Origin of the sequence: Mesorhizobium sp. M0207, from assembly GCF_040321995.1 — a bacterium.
Lineage (GTDB): Bacteria > Pseudomonadota > Alphaproteobacteria > Rhizobiales > Rhizobiaceae > Mesorhizobium.
Genome location: NZ_JAMYSQ010000004.1, coordinates 180140 through 199541, shown reverse-complemented (window position 1 = coordinate 199541; position 19402 = coordinate 180140). Strand labels below are relative to the sequence as shown.

16 protein-coding genes and 1 riboswitch are annotated in these 19402 nt (G+C 63.8%); of the genes, 6 read left to right on the top strand and 10 right to left on the bottom strand.

Annotation, left to right across the window (positions count from 1 at the left end):
* The first annotated feature begins 29 nt into the window (after positions 1–29).
* Positions 30–887 (top strand): RNA polymerase factor sigma-32, encoded by an 858-nt coding sequence (locus NKJ15_RS09070; protein WP_254816490.1) that lies wholly within the window; start codon positions 30–32, stop codon positions 885–887.
* Positions 888–900: 13 nt separating this feature from the next.
* On the opposite strand, the gene NKJ15_RS09065 is transcribed toward NKJ15_RS09070, so the two are convergent.
* From NKJ15_RS09065 to thiB, 4 genes are all read right to left on the bottom strand, one after another.
* Positions 901–2370 carry a M48 family metalloprotease gene (locus NKJ15_RS09065; RefSeq protein ID WP_352814920.1) on the bottom strand — a complete coding sequence of 490 codons (1470 nt, stop codon included), beginning with the start codon at positions 2368–2370 and terminating at the stop codon, positions 901–903.
* Positions 2371–2624: 254 nt separating this feature from the next.
* A complete protein-coding gene (gene thiQ / locus NKJ15_RS09060) occupies positions 2625–3416 on the bottom strand; it encodes a thiamine ABC transporter ATP-binding protein (RefSeq protein WP_352814918.1) in 792 nt (263 codons plus the stop codon).
* On the bottom strand, positions 3413–5032 hold the full coding sequence (gene thiP / locus NKJ15_RS09055) for a thiamine/thiamine pyrophosphate ABC transporter permease (protein WP_352814916.1): 1620 nt from the start codon (positions 5030–5032) through the stop codon (positions 3413–3415). Before thiP ends, thiQ begins: the two co-directional genes overlap by 4 nt.
* Before the next feature lie 488 nt (positions 5033–5520).
* On the bottom strand, positions 5521–6534 hold the full coding sequence (gene thiB, locus NKJ15_RS09050; RefSeq protein WP_352768316.1) for a thiamine ABC transporter substrate binding subunit: 1014 nt from the start codon (positions 6532–6534) through the stop codon (positions 5521–5523).
* Positions 6535–6577: 43 nt separating this feature from the next.
* A riboswitch (TPP riboswitch) is annotated at positions 6578–6692 on the bottom strand.
* Between the two features lie 127 nt (positions 6693–6819).
* On the opposite strand from thiB, the gene NKJ15_RS09045 reads away from it, so the two are divergent.
* The 4 genes from NKJ15_RS09045 to NKJ15_RS09030 all read left to right on the top strand — a co-directional run bounded on the left by NKJ15_RS09045 (position 6820) and on the right by NKJ15_RS09030 (position 9918).
* Positions 6820–7464, top strand: coding sequence for a thiamine diphosphokinase (locus NKJ15_RS09045; protein WP_352489273.1), 645 nt, complete (start codon positions 6820–6822; stop codon positions 7462–7464).
* A 15-nt stretch (positions 7465–7479) separates the two neighbouring features.
* Positions 7480–9300 (top strand): ABC-F family ATP-binding cassette domain-containing protein, encoded by a 1821-nt coding sequence (locus tag NKJ15_RS09040; protein WP_352768320.1) that lies wholly within the window; start codon positions 7480–7482, stop codon positions 9298–9300.
* 76 nt (positions 9301–9376) lie between these two features.
* Positions 9377–9619 (top strand): type II toxin-antitoxin system CcdA family antitoxin, encoded by a 243-nt coding sequence (locus NKJ15_RS09035; protein WP_254816484.1) that lies wholly within the window; start codon positions 9377–9379, stop codon positions 9617–9619.
* A complete protein-coding gene (locus NKJ15_RS09030) occupies positions 9619–9918 on the top strand; it encodes a CcdB family protein (protein WP_352450813.1) in 300 nt (99 codons plus the stop codon). Before NKJ15_RS09035 ends, NKJ15_RS09030 begins: the two co-directional genes overlap by 1 nt.
* Before the next feature lie 31 nt (positions 9919–9949).
* On the opposite strand, the gene NKJ15_RS09025 is transcribed toward NKJ15_RS09030, so the two are convergent.
* Both NKJ15_RS09025 and NKJ15_RS09020 read right to left on the bottom strand, forming a co-directional pair.
* On the bottom strand, positions 9950–11608 hold the full coding sequence (locus tag NKJ15_RS09025; protein ID WP_352814913.1) for a hypothetical protein: 1659 nt from the start codon (positions 11606–11608) through the stop codon (positions 9950–9952).
* Positions 11609–11681: 73 nt separating this feature from the next.
* Positions 11682–12980, bottom strand: a complete 1299-nt coding sequence (locus tag NKJ15_RS09020) for an adenylosuccinate synthase (protein WP_023680654.1) — start codon at positions 12978–12980, stop codon at positions 11682–11684.
* A 321-nt stretch (positions 12981–13301) separates the two neighbouring features.
* Here NKJ15_RS09020 and NKJ15_RS09015 point away from each other — a divergent pair, with 321 nt between their 5' ends.
* Entirely contained in the window at positions 13302–14204 is a 903-nt protein-coding gene (locus NKJ15_RS09015; RefSeq protein WP_352454884.1) for a DMT family transporter, read from the top strand.
* Between the two features lie 59 nt (positions 14205–14263).
* On the opposite strand, the gene serA is transcribed toward NKJ15_RS09015, so the two are convergent.
* The 4 genes from serA to NKJ15_RS08995 form a co-directional block, all read right to left on the bottom strand.
* A complete protein-coding gene (gene serA / locus NKJ15_RS09010) occupies positions 14264–15862 on the bottom strand; it encodes a phosphoglycerate dehydrogenase (RefSeq protein ID WP_352814911.1) in 1599 nt (532 codons plus the stop codon).
* A 183-nt stretch (positions 15863–16045) separates the two neighbouring features.
* Entirely contained in the window at positions 16046–17221 is a 1176-nt protein-coding gene (locus tag NKJ15_RS09005) for a phosphoserine transaminase (protein ID WP_352814910.1), read from the bottom strand.
* A gap of 182 nt (positions 17222–17403) precedes the next feature.
* Positions 17404–18153, bottom strand: a complete 750-nt coding sequence (locus tag NKJ15_RS09000; protein WP_352613401.1) for an outer membrane protein — start codon at positions 18151–18153, stop codon at positions 17404–17406.
* Positions 18154–18387: 234 nt separating this feature from the next.
* Positions 18388–19227 (bottom strand): outer membrane protein, encoded by an 840-nt coding sequence (locus tag NKJ15_RS08995; RefSeq protein ID WP_352814908.1) that lies wholly within the window; start codon positions 19225–19227, stop codon positions 18388–18390.
* Between the last annotated feature and the right edge of the window lie 175 nt (positions 19228–19402).

Sequence of the window (19402 nt, the reverse complement as noted above, 5' to 3'; positions counted from 1 at the left end):
CACCGCAACGCCTGAAGCAGGAGCGCGGCATGATGGAAGACAGTGCAGGACGGACCATGGTTCGCGCGGCGATGAAAGCCCCTTATCTGGAACGTGACGAAGAGCATCTCCTGGCGCTGCGCTGGAAGGAAAACAATGACCAGCACGCGCTGCACCGCATCACCGTCGCGCATATGCGGCTGGTCATTTCCATGGCGTCGCGGTTTCGCCACTACGGCCTTCCGCTGGGCGACCTGATCCAGGAAGGCCATGTCGGGCTGCTGGAGGCCGCGGCCCGTTTCGAACCCGAGCGCGAGGTGCGGTTCTCGACCTACGCGACTTGGTGGATTCGCGCCTCGATGCAGGACTATATCCTGCGCAACTGGTCGATCGTGCGCGGCGGCACCAGCTCGGCGCAAAAGGCGCTGTTCTTCAACCTGCGGCGTCTGCGCGCCCGCCTGGCAAACGGCGCCGAGCAGACGTCGAATGCCACGCTCTACCGCGAAGTGTCGGCGGCTCTCGGGGTATCGGAAGCCGATGTGGCGATGATGGATTCCCGCCTTTCGGCGCCGGACAGCTCGCTCAACACGCCGCTAGCCGACGATGCGGGCGCAACCGAGCGGATGGAGTTCCTGGTTTCGGATGACCCGCTGCCCGATGAGGTCGTCGGCGATACGATCGACGTCGAACGCCGCTCGGTGTGGCTGAAGACGGCACTCGGCGCTCTCAATGCGCGCGAGCTCAGGATTATCGAGGAACGCCGGCTGAGCGACGAGGGCGCGACGCTCGAAGCGCTCGGCGAGACGCTCGGCATCTCCAAGGAACGTGTCCGGCAGATCGAGGCGCGCGCCATGGAAAAGCTCAAGGCGGCGCTGGTAAAGCAGAATCCGGAATTTCTCGCAGCCTGAATCGCGTCGCCTGCTATTTGTCGGTGACGATCTTGACCTTGTCGCCGGCCGAAACCGCGGCACCCGGCGACAGCGCGTTGAGCACCCTGAACAAATCCAGCTTGCGGTCGACGCCGACCATCTGCGCGGCCAGGGAGCCCATTGTCTGGCCGGGCTGCACCGTGACGATGCGGATACGCAGCGGCTTCAACGCCGCCTTCTCGGCAGCACTCAGGATGCGGAACGAGCCGCTGACCGAGCGCGCCACCGTGCTCAGCGAGGTGCTGGCCGACGGTGCAGCAGTCAACAAGCGGTAGACCTGGCCGCCGGCGCGGATCACCGCAATGTCGAATTGCCAGCCATCGGCGCCGGCATGCGCGGTTGCCGCTTCGTTGCCGTTGATCGTCTCCTGGCGCACGCTGCTGTCGTCGAGGCCGGCAACCCAGCCGCTGCGGATGTAGTCGGTCAGCGAGCGGTCCTTGTCGATCGAAACGCCGTCGAAGCGGATTGCCATGTCGCCCGGGCCTGTGGCCGTCACCGCCGCCGCCGAATTGTCGATGACGAAACCGTTGGGCACCGAGAACGACACACCGAGGCCAGGGTGCAGGAAGGTTTCGCCGCGCACGTAGCCTTCCTCCGGCGTGTCGCCGTAAAGCAGCCCGTCTACGCCGGCAAGAAATGAATCGCGGTCGCGCGACCCGACACCAGGCGCGCCGAACTGGCGGGCGTGGCGCTGCGCGAGATCGATACGCTGCGGCGTGTTGGGGTGCGTCGCCAGGAAGTCGAGGCTGGCGTCGGTGGCGCCGCTGATTGAGCGGAAATCGGTATAGGCCGACATCGACTGCAGGAAGCGGCCGGCGGCGTAGGGGTCGAAACCGGCTTCGCCGATCGACTTGATGCCGATGGCATCGGCCTCCAGCTCCTGATTGCGCGAGAACTGGGCCAGCCTCAGCTTGCCGCGGATCAGCGCCGCCTTGGCCGTCGGGTTGTCGCCGAGCACGTCCGAAACGACCTTGGTCGCCAACCCCTCTTCGGCTTCCAGCTGCTGGCGCTGCAGGCCGTGGTTGGCCGTAACGTGGCCCATCTCATGCGCGATGACGGCGGCAAGCTCGGCGGAATCGTTGGCCAGCGCCAGCAGCCCGCGGGTGATGTAGAGATAGCCGCCCGGCAGCGCGAAGGCATTGACGTTGGGCGAGTTGAGGATGGTGATGCGGTAGGTCTGGGTTGGGTTGGCCGACACCACGGTCAGTCTGCCGACGATCTTGGCCACCATGCGCTCGAGCTTGGGGTCGGAATACTCGCCGCCATAGGTGGCGAGGATGCGCGGGTGCTGCGCCTTCGCCAGTTGGGCGAGCTTGCTGTTGGCGGCGACATTGTCGACCGTGATCGGCTTGTCGGAGGGCTGGAAGCCCGATTCCTGCACGTCGGGAGGCGTGAACATCTGGCAGCTTGCCAGCGCCACGGCAAGACCGGCCAGCGCCAGAAAGCGCGCCAGCGGTTTCACCCTCCGATTGTCGATGCCGGTCGGCAGATCGGCTTCCTTTCAAGTCCTGGCACGTGACCGCGAAAATCGGGCGCGATTTCCGAAAAGCATCACGCGCAAAGTCAAGTGCTATGGCGTCCTTCGTGCGTCCGACGGATACGAGACAGCAACGGCAAATCACGCTCTAGGCCGGACCAGCTCCTGGCGGACCTAGCCACACTACCTCGACCATGGCAAGCAAGCGCCGCTTCGCCTTCCGCCGGTTTGACCATAAATTATGTCCGCTTCCGGGCAACATCTCGTGATCCAGCCGCAAACGGACCCGAGCCGATATAGCGTCGGAATGCCTCCGGTCCAGCCCCGACGAAAAAATCGGCGGCGGTGCCCGTCGCGGCAACCGTGCCACCATCCAGGAAAACCATGTTTTGGCCGATACGGCGCGCATCGTCCGGCTGGTGCGTGACGAATAACACCGTCATGCGCTGCTCCGAATGGACGTCGGCCACCAGGTCGAGCATGTCGTCGCGCAGTGCCGGTCCGAGCGAAGCGAACGGCTCGTCGAGCAACAGCACCGGCCGGTCGCGCACCAGGACCCGGGCGAGCGCGACGCGCTGCCGCTCGCCGCCGGAGAGTTCGCGCGGCAGCCGGCTTTCCTTGCCGGCAAGACCGACGCGCTTCAGCGCTGCGGCGATTGCGGCGCGGTCAGCCTCGCTCAGCCTGAGCGAAGGCGAGCGGCCGAGCCCGACATTCTGCTCGACCGACAGATGGGCAAACAGGTTGTTTTCCTGGAACACCATCGATACCGGCCGCGCTGATGGCGGCGCAGTGCTGACGTCGGCGCCGCCGATCAGCACGCGGCCCGACCGCGGCGTCTCGAAGCCGGCCACCAGATTGAGCAGCGTCGACTTTCCCGAACCGCTCGGCCCCATGATGGCGGTGATTTCCGACGCCGGGAAATCGACATCGCATATAAGCGGCGTTTCACCATAGCTGAACGAGACATTATCGAGCCGCACGGCCGCGCCTTTTTCCACCGAAATGGACCGTTCCGGGCTGATCGGCATCATGATTTCTCCCTCCTTCCCAGCCAGTCCGCGGCCAACACCAGCGCCAGGCAGACAAGGCCGAGCAGCAGCGCCAGGCCGGCGGCATCCTCGGTGCGGTAACTGCCCATGCGCGCCAGCAGCAGATAGGGCAAGGTCTGCACGGAATCGCTGCCGAACAGCGCAATGACGCCGAGATCGCCGAGCGACAGCGCCATGGCGAACGCGAAGCCGGTGGCGAGCGGCCGCCGCAGCGACGGCCAGTCGACCAGCCGCAACCGGTTCCAGCCCGAGATGCCAAGCTGTGCGCAGAGCCGTTCGTGGCGTTCGCTCGCCGCGTCATAGGCAGGGCGGATGGCGCGGATGGCGAACGGCATCGCCATCACTGCATTGACCGCAATGACCATGACAGGGGCGATCGCAAAGACATCGCCGACGGTGCGCAGGAGCAAGAACCAGCCGGCACCGATGACGATGGGCGGCACCACCAGGACGAACCCCGCACCGGTGTCGGCCAGGTGTTCGAGCAGCGTCCTCCTGCCGCTCCGCCGGGTGAGCGCCAGCGCCCGGCGCGCCATCACCAGCGACAGCGACAACGCCACAGAGAGCAGCGCCGACAGGAGGGAGAGCACGGCACTGGTCGCCGTCGCTTGCCGCACCGCGCTCTCGCCGGCCAGGCGGCCGAGATCGGCGCCAAGCCCGGCTGCCAGCGTGGCCGCCATCGGCCCGGCGACAAACAGCAGTGCGAGCCCGATCGCCAGCGCGTTCAGCACGGTCTCGGCCGCACCGGCTGAAAAATACCGGCGCGGCGCCACCGGCAGATTGGCGTCGCCGGTCATATTGGCGCCAAGCCGCGTCAAGGCCAGCACGACGACGAAGGTCAGGGCAATCTGCAGCAAGGTCAGCGTCACCGCCCGCGCCGGGTCGAAGTCGAAACGCAGCGCCTGGTAGATGGCAACCTCCAGCGTCGTCGCGCGCGGCCCGCCGCCGAGCGTAAGCACGATGGTGAAGGAGGTGATGCACAGCATGAAAACGAGCCCGGCAACGCCCGGCAGGGCCGCACGCAACGGCGGCCATTCGATCAGCCGGAAGGCCGGCGCAGCCCCCATGCCAAGCTGGCTCGCCAGCCGCCATTGGTTAGCCGGCACGGTCTGCAACGCCTCCAGGAACAGCCGCGTCGCCAGCGGCAGGTTGAAGAAGACATGGGCAACGAGTATGCCCGACAGGCCATAGATGCCGGGCCAGCTCTGGCCGCCTAGCGCGCCCAGCGTGCCGGCAAAATAGCCGGCGCGGCCATAGAGCGCCAAGACACCGAGTGCGGCAACAATGGCCGGCAGCGCCAGTGGCACGGCGAAAAGCTGGAGGATGAAGCCTCGCCCGAAAAAACGCGGATGCCGCGACAGGGCGCGCGCGACGAACAGCGCCGGTGCAACGGAGAGCAGGGTCGACAGCAGAGCCTGCCAGAGCGTGAAACGGACGACGCGCAAGAGATAGGAATCGAAAGCGGAGGCGGCGCCGGACAGGTCGCGTGTGGCTTCGACGACGAGCCCGGCGAATGCACCGCCGATCAGCAGCGCGATGGCGGCGAGCGCGACGATGCCGGCAGTGACGCGGGGATCGGCCGGATGACGCGTAGGCATGTCGCGCTACCCGACACTACGACAGGCGTAGATCGAAGGAAATACCTGGCAAAGGCCGAGCCCACCCCTCTCTGGCCTGCCGGCCATCTCCCCCTCAAGGGGGGAGATTGCGCACTCAGCCGCCTTCGCCAATCTCACAAGTGGCAGGACGAGGAGAGGCGACAAAGCTGCCGATCTCCCCCTTGAGGGCAGGGCTATCGCATTTGGATTCTTACGAAGTTGGACCCCCACCCTAACCCTCCCCACAAGGGGGAGGGAACGCTGCCGCATGCCCTTACTTCCCCTTTTGGCGCCGAAAGGCAGACAATTTGCCGAGGTCAGTGCCAACGGAAGTCTCCCTCCCCCTTGTGGGGAGGGGTTAGGGGTGGGGGTACGTCGTAGAGCGAAAGCCTCGGCGTTCCATCTGCGATAGCCGTGCCCTTGAGGGGGAGATGGCCGGCAGGCCGGAGGGGGGTGGCTTGGCGCAAACATCCGACGAGGCTTGAGCCCTACCTGCTCATCGCCGCAAGCCACTCATCGACCCAGGCCTTGCGGTTGGCCGCGACGTCTTCCGGGCTGAACAGCAAGGTCTTGGTCGGCTTGACCAGCTTGTCGAACGCCGGGTTGAGCGGCTTGTCGGTTTTGCCGGCCGGGAACATCCAGTTGGTTTCGGGAATGACATCCTGGAATTTCGGTCCGGTCATGAAGGCAATGAACTTTTCCGCCAGCGGGTTCTTCGCGCCCTTGGTGGTGATCCCCGCAACCTCGATCTGCAGATATTCGCCCTCCTCGAAGGACGCCGCCTGGTAGCGCTCGGTGTTTTCGGCGACCATGTGGTAGGCCGGCGAGGTGGTGTAGGACAGCACCATCGGCGCCTCGCCCTTGGTGAACAGGCCGTAGGCCTCGCTCCAGCCCGGCGTTACCGTCAGCACCTTCGCCTTGAGTTTGGCCCAGGCTTCCGGCGCCTTGTCGCCATAGACCGACTTGACCCACAGCAGCAGGCCAAGGCCCGGCGTCGAGGTGCGCGGATCCTGGATGACGATCTTCTCTCCGGCATCGCCCTCGACCAATTCCCTGAGGCTCTTCGGCGGGCTCTTCAGTTTTTCGGTGTCGTAGACGACGGCGAAATAGCCATAGTCGAACGGCACGAAAATATCGTCGCTCCAGCCGCCCGGTACATTGACGCCCGAGACGGCGCCGTGCGGCGAAAACAGGCCGGTTGCCTTGGCGTCGGCGGTTAAGTTGGTATCGAGGCCAAGTACGATATCGGCCTTGGTCGCGGCGCCTTCCAGCTTCACACGGTTGAGCAGCGCCACGCCGTCGGCGACCGAGACGAATTCGACGACGCAACTGCATTCGGCCTCGAAGGCCTTCTTCACTGCCGGTCCCGGACCCCAATCGGCGGTGAAGCTTTCATAGGTATAGACCGTCAGTCTATCCTGTGCCGATGCCTGCCCTGGCAGGGCGAGCGCGGATGCCGCAACCAGGACAATTGAGACAAGAGAGTGGAAAAAACTGCGCATCGGCGCCTCCTTCGTTCGCGTTGAAAGGAATTGAGGCGTCGGGCTGTCCGAAACGTCTAATCCCTCCGCCGGTACAAACCGGATCAGGTTCAGCGGGTTGGCAGTCTTGCCTCTCAGCCGGTCCGCGAAGATCGCGTCCGGCACCCCGTTAGAGCGTTGCGACACATAGGCCCGGCCGAAGTGCTGCGCAAGCGGAAGTTTGCCGGACATCCAAAGCCCAGCCTTCCGTTTCGTCTGCCGTTTCATCTTCCGTTTCCGGGGCAGGGCTGGTAAGGGCCACGAGATATGAGCACATTCACCATCCTGCTTGGCGGCGATCTCATCCGCACGCCGCTGCTCGACCGCCAGGTCGAAGGCTCGCGCGTCATCGCCGCCGACGCCGGCATCGGCCATGCCCGTATGCTGGGCCTGAGGCCGGAACTCTGGGTCGGCGATTTCGATTCGGTGCCTGCCGAGTTGCCGGAGGATCTGGCCGCCGTGCCACGGCAGGTGTTTCCTGCCGAAAAAGACAAGACCGACGGTGAACTCGCTATCGCCGCCGCGCTCGAACGCGGTGCGACCAGCCTTGTGCTCGCAGGCGCCTTCGGCGGCAAACGTACCGACCACATCTTCCTGCATCTGGCGCTGAGCGTCCGGCTGGCGGAAGGCGGGACGGAAGTGCTTTTGACCAGCGGCGCACAGGAAGGCATTCCCTTGCTGCCGGGAAAGACTGGCTTCGACTATGCCGACGGCACGCTGTTTTCGGTGCTCGGCTTCTCCGATCTCGCCGGCCTGAGCGTCACCGGCGCCAAATGGCCGCTCGACCATGTCGAGGTTGCGTTCGGCTCGTCGCTGACCATTTCCAACGAGGTCAATGGCCGGCTCGAAATCGCGCTGGCCAGCGGCCGCGCGCTGCTGCTCGCGCATCCCTACCCTCTTCCGGAAAGCTGAGCCCAGAAAGCTGATATGGCGCCGCCACTTCTCAATCTCGACGGGATAAAGCTGACCTTTGGCGGCACGCCGTTGCTCGACGGTGCCGCCCTGACGGCCTCGGCTGGCGACAAGATCGCCCTGGTCGGCCGCAACGGCTCTGGTAAGTCGACGCTCCTCAAGATCGCCGCCGGGCTGATCGAACCGCAGGATGGCGAAGTCTTCCGCCAGCCCTCGGCAACCGTGCGCTACTTGCCGCAAATGCCCGACATGGACGGTTTTGCGACCGTCCGCGCCTATGTCGAGGCGGGGCTCGGGCCCGCCGACGATCCCTACCGCGCCACCTATCTGATGGAGCATCTCGGCCTGACCGGCGAGGAACGGCCGAACGACCTTTCCGGCGGCGAGGCGCGGCGCGCCGCCCTCGCCCGCGTCATGGCGCCGGAGCCCGACATTCTCCTCCTCGATGAGCCGACCAATCATCTTGACCTTTCGGTCATCGAATGGCTGGAGGAGGAGCTTGCCCGCACCTCCTCGGCACTGGTCGTCATCTCGCATGACCGCCGTTTTCTCGAGCGCGTGTCACGCGCCACAATCTGGCTCGACCGCGGCCAGACCCGCCGTCTCGACAAGGGCTTTGGCTATTTCGAGGAATGGCGCGACACGGTGCTGGAGGAGGAAGAGCGCGAGCAGCACAAGCTCGGTCGCCAGATCGTGCGCGAGGAGCACTGGCTGCGCTATGGCGTGACAGCGCGGCGCAAGCGCAACATGCGCCGGCTCGGTGAGTTGCAGACCATGCGCCAGCGCTTTCGTGGTCATCGCGGCGCCGAGGGTGCGGCGACGATGACAGCCAGCGACGCCGCCGAATCCGGCAAGCTGGTGATCGAAGCCAAGAACATCGAGAAGACCTTTGGCGATCTGACCGTGGTCAAGGGATTCTCGACCCGAATCCAGCGCGGCGATCGCGTCGGTCTGGTCGGGCCGAACGGCGCCGGCAAGACGACGCTGTTGAAGATGCTGACCGGCGAATTGAAGCCGGACGCGGGCACGGTGCGGCTCGGCACAAATCTGGAGATCGCCACGCTCGACCAGAAGCGCGAAGCCGTCGACCCGCAGGAGACATTGGCGCAGTATCTCACCGACGGGCGCGGCGAGAACCTCGTCATCAATGGCGAGCAGCGCCACGTCGTCTCTTACATGAAAGACTTCCTGTTCAAGCCGGAACAGGCGCGCACGCCGGTGCGCGAGCTTTCGGGCGGCGAGCGGGCGCGGCTGATCCTCGCCCGCGTTTTGGCGCGGCCGGCAAACCTGCTTGTGCTCGACGAGCCGACCAACGACCTCGACATGGAGACGCTGGAGCTGCTGCAGGAATTGGTCGCCGGCTTTGCCGGCACGGTGATCCTGGTCAGCCACGATCGCGATTTCCTCGACCGCACCGTGACCAGCATCATCGCGCCGGATGGTGACGGCCGCTGGATCGAATATGCCGGCGGCTATTCCGACATGCTGGCGCAGCGCGGCGGCACCAGGCTGGACGACCGCAAGGCGCGACCAAAGGCCGAGACGGGCGACGCGACGGCGGCAAGCAGGAACGAAGCGGCCGCAACGAAGGGCCCGGCCAAGAAACTGTCGTTCAAGCAGAAATTCGCGCTGGAAACCTTACCCAAGAAGATCGAGGCGGTGTCGGCCTCGATCTCGCGGCTGGAGAACAACATCGCCGATCCGGCCTATTACGAGCGCGACCCGGCCTCGTTCCAGAAGACGATTGCCGCGCTCGACAAGGAGCGCGTCACACTGGCAGCGCTCGAGGAGGAATGGCTGGAACTGGAAATGCTGCGCGAGGAGATGGAGGGGTAATTCGCGAGTTCAAGCACCTTGTCATTGCGACTAGAGAGGAATGCGCATATGTTATGCGCATACTGTGGAGGTGATCATGCGCAAGATAGCTGTGAATGCGGTTCGCCAGCCGGCAAATCTGTCGATCGACTCAAAGCTCATGAAGGAAGCCAAGGGGCTCGATGTGAATGTCTCGCGCGCCGCTGAAGCCGGCATCGCCGAGGCCGTGGCCGCCGAAAAGACGCGGCTGTGGAAGCTTGAGAACCGCGCGACGATAGATGCGTGGAACGAATATGTCGAAAAACACGGTATTCCGCTGGCAGAACATCGGCAATTCTGATGGCGCGCTACGACGTCTTCGCGGGTAGCATCGAAGGCGGCTATCTCCTCGACGTCCAGGCCGATCTGCTAGACCATTTCAAGACCCGGGTGGTCGTCCCGCTTCTGCCGGCTGCGATGGCGCCATCACCAATGCGAAAGCTCCATCCGATTTTCGAGATCAATGGTCGGAAATTGGTCATGGCCACCCATTTGATCGCCACGGTTGCGGCGACGGAACTGGGCGAGAGCCGACTGAATCTGACGAGGCATCACGACGAGATCGTGGCCGCGCTCGATATGCTGTTCCAGGGCTTCTGAGCCAGAGAGGCGTTGGGCTGGTGAGCCGACCTCACCCCGCCGTCTTTGTCTGCCAGGCCTTTAGCGCCTCGTCGAACACCTTCTCGCCTGGAATGCCCTTTTCCATGGTGAGCAGCGCCCGCCGCCCGGTCTTGTAGACGACCGGCACGTCGATCCAGTCCTGACCTCTGAGCAAGGTCAGATTGGCGTCTTCATCCGCCTTGGTATCGTTGAGCGCAACCAGGAAGAAACCGTCGGCGATCTTGGCCGGGATGCCGATCAGCGGGCTTCCGGCATCCTGCTCGGAGCCCTTCATGGCGACACGCAGGATGTTGTCGACGCCGCCGCCCTCGAAGCCGTCAGGCGTCAGGAAGATCATCTCGATAATATGGCTGGCCGGCAGCGTCTGGTCGGTGTTGCGACGGATCGTCATGCGCAACTGGATATCCTTGCCTGGAATGGTCGCCTCGGCGCGGATCGCCGGCTCGGGCGGCAGGTCGCCGCCGGGCGATTCCTGCACCAGCGACCAGACGATATTGCCGGGCTCGGCCGAGCCTTGAGCGGTGCTGGTGCGCTCCTCATAGAAGATCGCCTTCTGGCCGACGGCCAACGTGGCTTGCGGCGGAACTGCCGTTGGTGCCGCTGCCGGTGCTGGCGGCGGGGCGGCCGCTGCAGGCGCTGCTGCCCCGTTGGCGGGCGGCGTTGCGGGAGTTGGTGCAGCGGACCCATCGACTGCTGGAGCATTGGCCGTGGCTTGCGTGTCGGCGGGTGCGGCCGGAGCCGGCGCGGCCGGTGCCGGGGTGGTCGGTGCCGGGGTGGTCGGCGCTTGTGCGGCCGATGGCGGCGTGGTCAGTGCGGCGACGGATTCGCCTTCGCCGATGCCCGCCTGCCCGGCCGCGGGGCCGGGATCGACTTCGTGGCCCTCGGGCGTCAGGCGCTGCGTGAACTTCGCGCCCTCGCCGGAATCCGTCGGAGGCGCGGCGGCCGGTACGGCCGCATCGGCCACCGGCTTGGCCGGGGCTGGTTTTACCAGCGGTTCGGTGGCGACGGCTGTGGTCGAGTCGAGGCCGAGCATGCTGCCGAACGCATCCTTGTTCAGCCAGATGCCATAGCCACCACCGGCAATGACGAGCAAAGCAATGGCGGCGGCGATCACACCGCCATAGCTGCGCCTGCGCTCCGCAGGATAGAGCCGCTGGAACCTGTCCTCCGCGGGGCCGCCGTCGTTGGAAAAGTCGTCGCCCGGAAAAACGCCGTCTTGGCCGTCAGCCGTCGGAAGTTCCATATCGGACGGCGGCGGACCAGCGCGCTCCTGAGAAAGAGCGACGGGCTGCGGCTTTTGCCAGTTCGGCGCCGCCTTGGCGGGCGTGGGCTGCCAGGCCGGCCCAGTCTTTGCTGGCTCCGTCTTTGCCGGCTGTCGGATATGGCTGGACTGGTTCTTGTTGCGGTCGATGGAGGAGAAGATGTCCTCCAGTTCCGCCAGCGGGTCGGGTGGCGGCGCAGGCTTGGCATAGTCCCGCTCGACTTTGGCGATGGCGTCTTCCAGTGCACGCATCTGCCGGTCGACATCGGAAGGCGTCATCGTGGCCTTCTCTGCGAGTTGTTTCGCGATTGACGAACGGGCCCTGTCATAGACCCTGGCGCGCACTTCCGCCGACGGCTCACCGAGTTTATCGAGCGCCTTTTTCAGAATAGGAACAAAATCTACCATACGTCAGTCGACCTGCATTTGTTTCTGGGCCGGCCCCCGCAAATCAGCCGCAATGCCCGGAAAGGCTGAGAAACTAGTCTTGAAACGGATCGGTCACAAGTATCGTGTCGTCCCGTTCAGGGCTGGTGGAAAGGAGTGCGACCGGCGCGCCGATCAGCTCCTCGATGTAGCGGACGTACTTCACCGCCTGGGCCGGCAGGTCGTTCCAGCTGCGCGCACCGGCGGTGGTGCCTTTCCACCCCTCCAGCGTCTCGTAGACCGGTTCGACGCGGGCCTGCGCACCCTGGCTGGCCGGCAGGTAATCGATCGCCTCGCCGTCGAGTCGGTAGCCGGTACAGACCTTGATCTCGTCCAGCCCATCGAGCACATCGAGCTTGGTCAGCGCAATGCCCTTGATGCCGTTGACGGCGACGGCCTGGCGGACCAGCACGGCATCGAACCAGCCGCAGCGGCGCTTGCGGCCGGTGACGACGCCGAATTCATGGCCGCGCGTGCCCAGGAACTCGCCGATCTCGTTCTTCTGTTCGGTTGGAAACGGGCCTTCGCCGACGCGCGTCGTATAGGCCTTGGTGATGCCGAGTACATAACCGATGGCGCCCGGCCCGACACCCGACCCGGCGGCGGCCTGGCCGGCAACCGTATTGGACGAGGTGACGAACGGATAGGTGCCGTGGTCGATGTCGAGCAACGTCCCTTGCGCGCCCTCGAACAGGATGCGCTCGCCGGCGCGGCGCTTGTCGTCGAGGATTTTCCAGACGCGGTCCATATAGGGCAGGATCTCGTCGGCCACCGAGATCAGCTCGCTCATGATCGCCTCGTGCGTGACCTCGGCATGGCCGAGCCCGCGCCGCAGCGCATTGTGGTGCGTCAGCAGCCTGTCGACCTTCAAGGGCAGCGTTTCCAAATCCGCCAAATCCATCACCCTGACCGCGCGCCGGCCCACCTTGTCTTCATAGGCGGGACCGATGCCGCGACGGGTCGTGCCGATCTTCGTTCCGGAATTGGAAGCGGCGTCCTCGCGAAATCCGTCCAGCTCCCGGTGCAAGGACAGGATAAGCGCGGTGTTTTCGGCTATTTTCAGGCGGTCTGGCGTCACCTCGACGCCCTGCGCCTTCAATTTCGCAACCTCCGCGACGAAAGCGTGCGGATCGAAGACGACGCCATTGCCGATGATGGACAGCTTGCCTTGCCGCACCACGCCGGACGGCAGCAGCGACAGCTTGTAGACCTTGCCGTCGACGACCAGCGTGTGGCCGGCATTGTGGCCGCCCTGGAAGCGCACGACAACATCGGCGCGCTCCGACAGCCAGTCTACGATCTTGCCTTTGCCCTCATCGCCCCATTGCGAGCCGACGACCACCACATTGGCCATATTTCTTTTCCCTTGAGACGCCGCACGAGCAGCTTGAAACAGTTCGAAACGACAGGCCTCTATCGCATCGGCCCCCAAAATCGGAATCGATTTTCGGAAAGCACGACGCGAGGATTAAAGCCTTCCGACGCGTACTTTGTAGCGTCCAATTGCACGCACGTCGTTCTATAGCGTCAAGACCCGGCGAGTGCGACCACTCTTTGCCGCCGAAAACGCTCCGAGGCACAACAATTTTCGCCTTTGACATCATTTACTTGGGCTGGCGGTCGCAATAGGCCCACACCGACCGTCAAATTCCCTCTGCCTGGCCGGGAGTTCACGATGCATCGAGCCGCCTATCTGTTCCTGCTGTTTACCACCTTGCTGTGGGGCGGCAACTCCGTGGCGGGAAAGCTGGCGGTCGGTCATATCTCGCCGATGACGCTGGTCTTCCTGCGTTGGCTGCTGGCGGTTCTGATTCTGCTGCCGATCGGCTGGGGAACGCTACGCCAAGACTGGCCGGTGGTGCGCAGGCACTGGTTGCTGCTTGGCGGGCTCGGCGCTTGCGGCTTCGCCTTTTTCAATGCGATCTTCTACACGGCGCTCAACTACACCACGGCGATCAACGTCTCGATCGAGCAGGCGGCGATACCGATCGTGATCATCATCGCCAATTTCGTGCTGTTTCGCCTGCGGGTGAACCGGGTGCAGATCGCTGGCGTCGTGCTGACCATCATTGGCGTCGCGGTGACGGCGAGCCATGGCGACCTGCGCCAGCTTCTCAAGCTGGATCTCAACTTTGGCGACGCGATCATGCTGGTCGCCGTGCTTTGCTACTCCTTCTATTCGGTGGGGTTGCGGCTGAAGCCGGTCATCCGCTGGCAGAGCCTGATGCTGGCGCTGTCGGTTGCCGCACTCGTCACATCGCTGCCTTTCTTCCTGTGGGAGATTGCCGCCGGCAAAGTCATCGTCCCCGATGCCCGCGGCTGGGCGGTCGCGTTCTATACCGCCATCGGTGCTTCGGTCATCTCGCAGATCTTCTATATCAGGGGCAATGAGCTGATCGGCGCCAACCGCGCCGGCCTGTTCATCAATCTGGTGCCGATCTTCGGCACGCTGCTATCGGTGCTGATTGTCGGCGAGACATTCCAGCTCTATCAGGCGCTGGCTCTCGCGCTGGTGCTCGGTGGCATCAGCCTCGCCGAATACAGCGGACGGAAGATGGCGGCATCCGCTGCTGAATGAAGTCGCTTGCCGCGACGTTCCACCGCCCCGCGTGCTGCTGCACACGGGGCGACCGAATTTCAGGCTATCCCAACATCGAAATGCAGCCGCTTGGCAGAGTCGATCGACTTGTGCGAGCGCACCTGCGCCAACACGTTTTCCGGGAATGGCGCATCGAGATAGAGCAATGCGATGGCATCACCGCCCGGCCGGTTGCGGCCGAGCTGGAAATTGGCGATGTTGACGCCGTTCTCGCCGCACACCGTGCCGAGCAGACCGATGATGCCGGGCGCGTCGGCATTGGTCGTGTAGAGCATGTGCTGGCCAACCTCGGCGTCGAGATTGATGCCCTTGATCTGGATGAAGCGCGGCTTGCCGTCCGAAAAACACGTGCCGGCGATCGAGCGCGTCCTGTGCTCGGTCTTGACCGTCAGCTTGATATAGCCGTCGAACACGCCCGACTTGTCGCGCTTGACCTCGGCGACGATGATGCCGCGCTCCTTCACCATGATCGGCGCCGACACCATGTTGACGTCGGCGACCTGCGGCCGGATCAGCCCGGCAAGAGTGGCGCTGATCAGCGCCCGCGTGTTCATCGTCGCGGTCGAGCCGTCGAACAGGATCTCGACCTCCTTGATCGGATCCTCGGTGACCTGGCCAACAAAGGCGCCGAGCACTTCAGCGAGCTTGACGAAAGGTTTCAGCCGCGGCGCTTCCTCGGCGGTGATCGATGGCATGTTGATGGCATTGGAAACGGCGCCCTTGATCAGATAGTCCGACATCTGCTCGGCGACCTGCAGCGCGACATTCTCCTGCGCCTCCATCGTCGAGGCCCCCAGATGCGGCGTTGCCACCACGTTCTCCATGCCGAACAGTGCGTTGCTCTCCGCCGGTTCGACCTCGAACACGTCGATGCCGGCGCCGGCCACCTTGCCGCTCTTCAGCGCCGCGATCAGGTCGGCCTCGACGATCAGCCCGCCACGGGCGCAGTTGATGATACGCACGCCGGTCTTCATCTTGGCGATCGCCGCGGCGTCGATGATGTTGCGCGTCTTGTCCGTCAGCGGCGTATGCAGCGTGATGAAGTCGGCGCGGGCGAACAGCTCGTCGAGCTCGACCTTTTCGACGCCGAGCTCCTCGGCGCGGCTGTCCGACAGGAATGGATCGAAGGCGATGACATGCATCTTCAGGCCGACGCCGCGCGTAGCGACGATCGAACCGATATTGCCGCAGCCGATGATGCCCAGCGTCTTGCCGGTGATCTCGACACCCATGAAGCGGTTCTTTTCCCATTTGCCGGCATGCGTCGAGGCGTTGGCCTCCGGTATCTGGCGGGCCAGCGCGAAGATCATGGCGACGGCATGCTCGGCGGTGGTGATCGAATTGCCGAAGGGCGTGTTCATCACGATGATGCCCTTGCGGCTCGCCGCCGGTATGTCGACATTGTCGACGCCGATGCCGGCGCGGCCCACGACCTTCAGCCTGGTCGCAGCATTGATCAGCTTCTCCGTGACCTTTGTCGCCGAGCGGATGGCCAGCCCATCATACTGGCCGATCACTTCGAGCAGTTTTTCCTTGTCCTTGCCGAGATCCGGCAAATAGTCGACCTCGATGCCGCGATCCCTGAAGATCTGCACGGCGGTGGTGGAAAGTTTGTCTGAGACGAGAACGCGGGGCATTGGCTTGGTCCTTTGCGATTGGCGTCCCTCCCCCTTGAGGGGAGGGTCGGCGCGAAGCGCCGGGGTGGGGTCGTTGCGGCCGGATGCGGCCAAATCTTTTTCTTTCTGGATGGCGGATCGTTGAACGGGTGGAGGCGACCCCACCCGGCCCTTCGGGCCACCCTCCCCTCGAGGGGGAGGGAGTCAGGCCGCCGCTTTGAGCGACGCCTTTTGCGCCGCAAAGGCCCAGTCGAGCCAGGGCAGCAACGCTTCGAGATCGGAGGTCTCGACTGTCGCGCCGCACCAGATGCGCAGGCCGGGCGGTGCATCGCGGTAGGCACCAATGTCGTAGGCGACGCCTTCCTTGTCGAGCGCCGAGACAATTGCCTTGGCGAACGCAGCCTGTCCATCGGCGTCGAGTGCAGCGACTTGCCGGTCGGTGAAGGAAAGGCAGACCGACGTGTTCGAACGCGTCGCCGGGTCTACGGCAAGATGGCCGAGCCAGGAAGATTTTCTGACAAAGCGATCGAGAACAGCGGCATTGGCATCCGCTCTGGTGACCAGCGCGTCGAGGCCGCCGATCGACTTCGCCCAACGCAGCGCGTCGAGATAGTCCTCGACGCACAGCATCGACGGCGTGTTGATAGTCTCGCCCTTGAAGATGCCTTCGATCAGCTTGCCGCCCGAGGTGAGGCGGAAGATTTTCGGCAACGGCCAGGCCGGCTTGTAGCTTTCCAGGCGTTCGACGGCGCGCGGGCTGAGGATCAGCATTCCGTGCGCGCCCTCACCGCCCAGCACCTTCTGCCAGGAGAAGGTGACGACGTCGAGCTTCCTGAAATCGAGCTGTTGCGCAAAGGCCGCCGAAGTCGCGTCGCAGATGGTCAGGCCCTTGCGGGTGGCCGGGATGAAATCGCCGTTCGGCACGCGCACACCCGACGTCGTGCCGTTCCAGGTGAAGACCACGTCGCGGTCGAAGTCGATTCTGGTCAGGTCCGGCAGTGCGCCGTAGTCCGCCTCTAACCTGCGAACATCGGCGAGCCTCAGCTGCTTGACCACATCGGTGACCCAGCCGGAGCCGAAGCTCTCCCAGGCGACCATGTCGACGCCGCGTTCGCCGAGCAGCGACCACAGCGCCATTTCGACCGCGCCGGTATCCGAGGCCGGCACGATGCCGATGCGGTAATCCGCCGGAACCTGGAGGATTTCCCGGGTCAGCTCGATCGCTTGTTCGAGCTTGGTCTTGCCGATCTTGGCGCGGTGCGAGCGCCCGAGCGCGGCATTTTTGAGCGCCTCGACCGACCAGCCGGGGCGTTTTGCACAGGGACCTGAGGAAAAATTGGGATTTGCCGGACGGAATCCGGGCTTCGCATGCGTGGTCATCGTGGTCTATCCTTCCAGATAGTGGCCCCTCGTTGGGGAGGGGTGGCCCACGGATGGCGATATGCGTTCAGACTTTCGGCGTCAAGGGGAAAGTTTTTGTCGCTGTCAGGATATTGCCGGGGGCGAAACGCAAACGGCGGGCCTGCGACCCGCCATTGTCAACGCCTCGGCTTCGATCGAGCCTACCAGAGATCGTAGCGTAGTCCGACTTTGACTTGATGATTGTTGATCCCTTTGCGGATCGGAAAAGAAGTCAGACTCTCGGCAGTCACATATTCGGCGTCTGGCGCGGAAAAATACTGATAGCCCAGATCGACCGAGACGTTCTTGGACACTTGGTACGCAAGCCCGGCATTCAGCGTGTAGGCGAAGGAGTACTGGGTCTTGTTGTCACGCCGGACGAAATCGTCGGTGGGGTCGGCGTTGTCGGTGAAGTAGCTCGCCGACAGGCGACGCTTGCTCTGCACGACACCGACACCGGCGCCGAGATAAGGTGTGATTCCGACATAGGTGCCAAGGTCGACATAGCCGTTGAGTATGCCTGAGAAGGCATAGTTCTTCAGGGTCGCCGATGCCACGGTCGTTCCGTCGTTATAGCCGACGTCGATCTTGTTGCCGGGAAGATAGCCGACATTGAGATCGGCGCGCAGATAGTCGTTGAAATGGTAGCCGAAGCCGATGCTGGCGAAGATGGGATCTTCCTTTTCGTCGAAGCTCGCGGGTGTAAAGGCGAAATGCTCATCCTTGAAGCTCTTCTGCACCAGATAGGAGACATCGCCGCGCAGATACCATCCCGAGCCAACCTCGACCGGTACATAGTCGGGCGCCTGGTCGACATAGACCGGCGGTTCGTAATCGGCGCCAAGCGCCGGCGTCAGCGGCACCAGGACGACTGCTGCAAGCGCCAGTGCTATAGGCGATTTGAATGTCATGGTCCTCGGCTCCCGAACTTGGCGCATTCGCGATCGCGCGCGCCGTTTCAGACAGCATTGTTAACCATAGTGGTTAAGTGCGGGTTAAGGATAACAAGGCGTTAGCAATTGATTTGATCCGTTTTCGCTCCTCGAGCCGGACGGTGTTACAGGGCAACGCAGCATCTTTAGGCAGCCAAACGAAACCGCCCGGCATCAGCCGGGCGGTCGACGAATTCCTCGATTTCGAAGCGACTACTTCGTGTAGACGGGCTCGGGTTCCGGGACGTAAGGCTCCGGCGGCGCACAGTCCGACCTGCCGAACTGGTAGCGCAGGCCGCCGCGCACTTCGTGAACGTTGATACCTTTGTCATAGCCGGGGCCGACATTGGGGAGGGAGGCATAGTCGAACATCTTACCGCCGTTGATGTGGCTGAAGCGGTAGCCGACATCTAGTTTGACGCGGTCAGTCAGGCAGTAGGATGCGCCCGCCATGGCAGCATAGGCAAACCGCCAGCCCTTGCCACCGGCATGATCAAATGAACCGTCGCTGTCCACGTTGTGCAGTTCATCCCACTTGACCCAGGCACCGCCGATGCCGGCGCCGACGTAAGGCGTGATCCCATGCCAGGTGCCGATATCGACATAGGCGTTGGCCAAGAGCAGCAGCGCCGAATAGGACGAGGTATCGACGGACGTGCAAGGCGTTTGCTGTGGGCCGCAGAAGCCGTTGGTCGAGCCGCGGAATTTGGACTTGCTCATCCAGTCCAGGGTGAGATCGGTGCGGAAATGCTCGTCGATCTGGTAACCAACACCGCCGCCGGCCGAGAAGGCGCCATCCAGCTTGCCTGTATCGAACTTGCCGGGATTCTGGGGCGCCACACCGTAGGTGATGTACTCGCCACCACGAAACTTCGACCAGTGATAGTCGATGTCGCCGCGGATATACCAGCCGCCGAATTCGGCCGGCTGCTCATAGGCAACCGGTGGCGGTGCCTCCTCGACGACGGGCGGCTCGACGAAATCGGCGGCGAATGCCGGTCCGACGCCGGCAAACAGCGCGGCCAGAAGAGCCATTCTAGCTGTGTTGAACATGCTTATCACCCCTGAGAACCCTCGAACGGCGAACGCGCCCGAAATGTGATTGACCTCAGTTGTGGATAATGAATCGGAAAGGTTAAAAGGCGTTTAACCGTATTGATTAACCACGAATCTCTAAAAGTGGAGCAATCTGGCGGCCGTTGCTGCAGGCGGAGCTGGCCGCGACCCA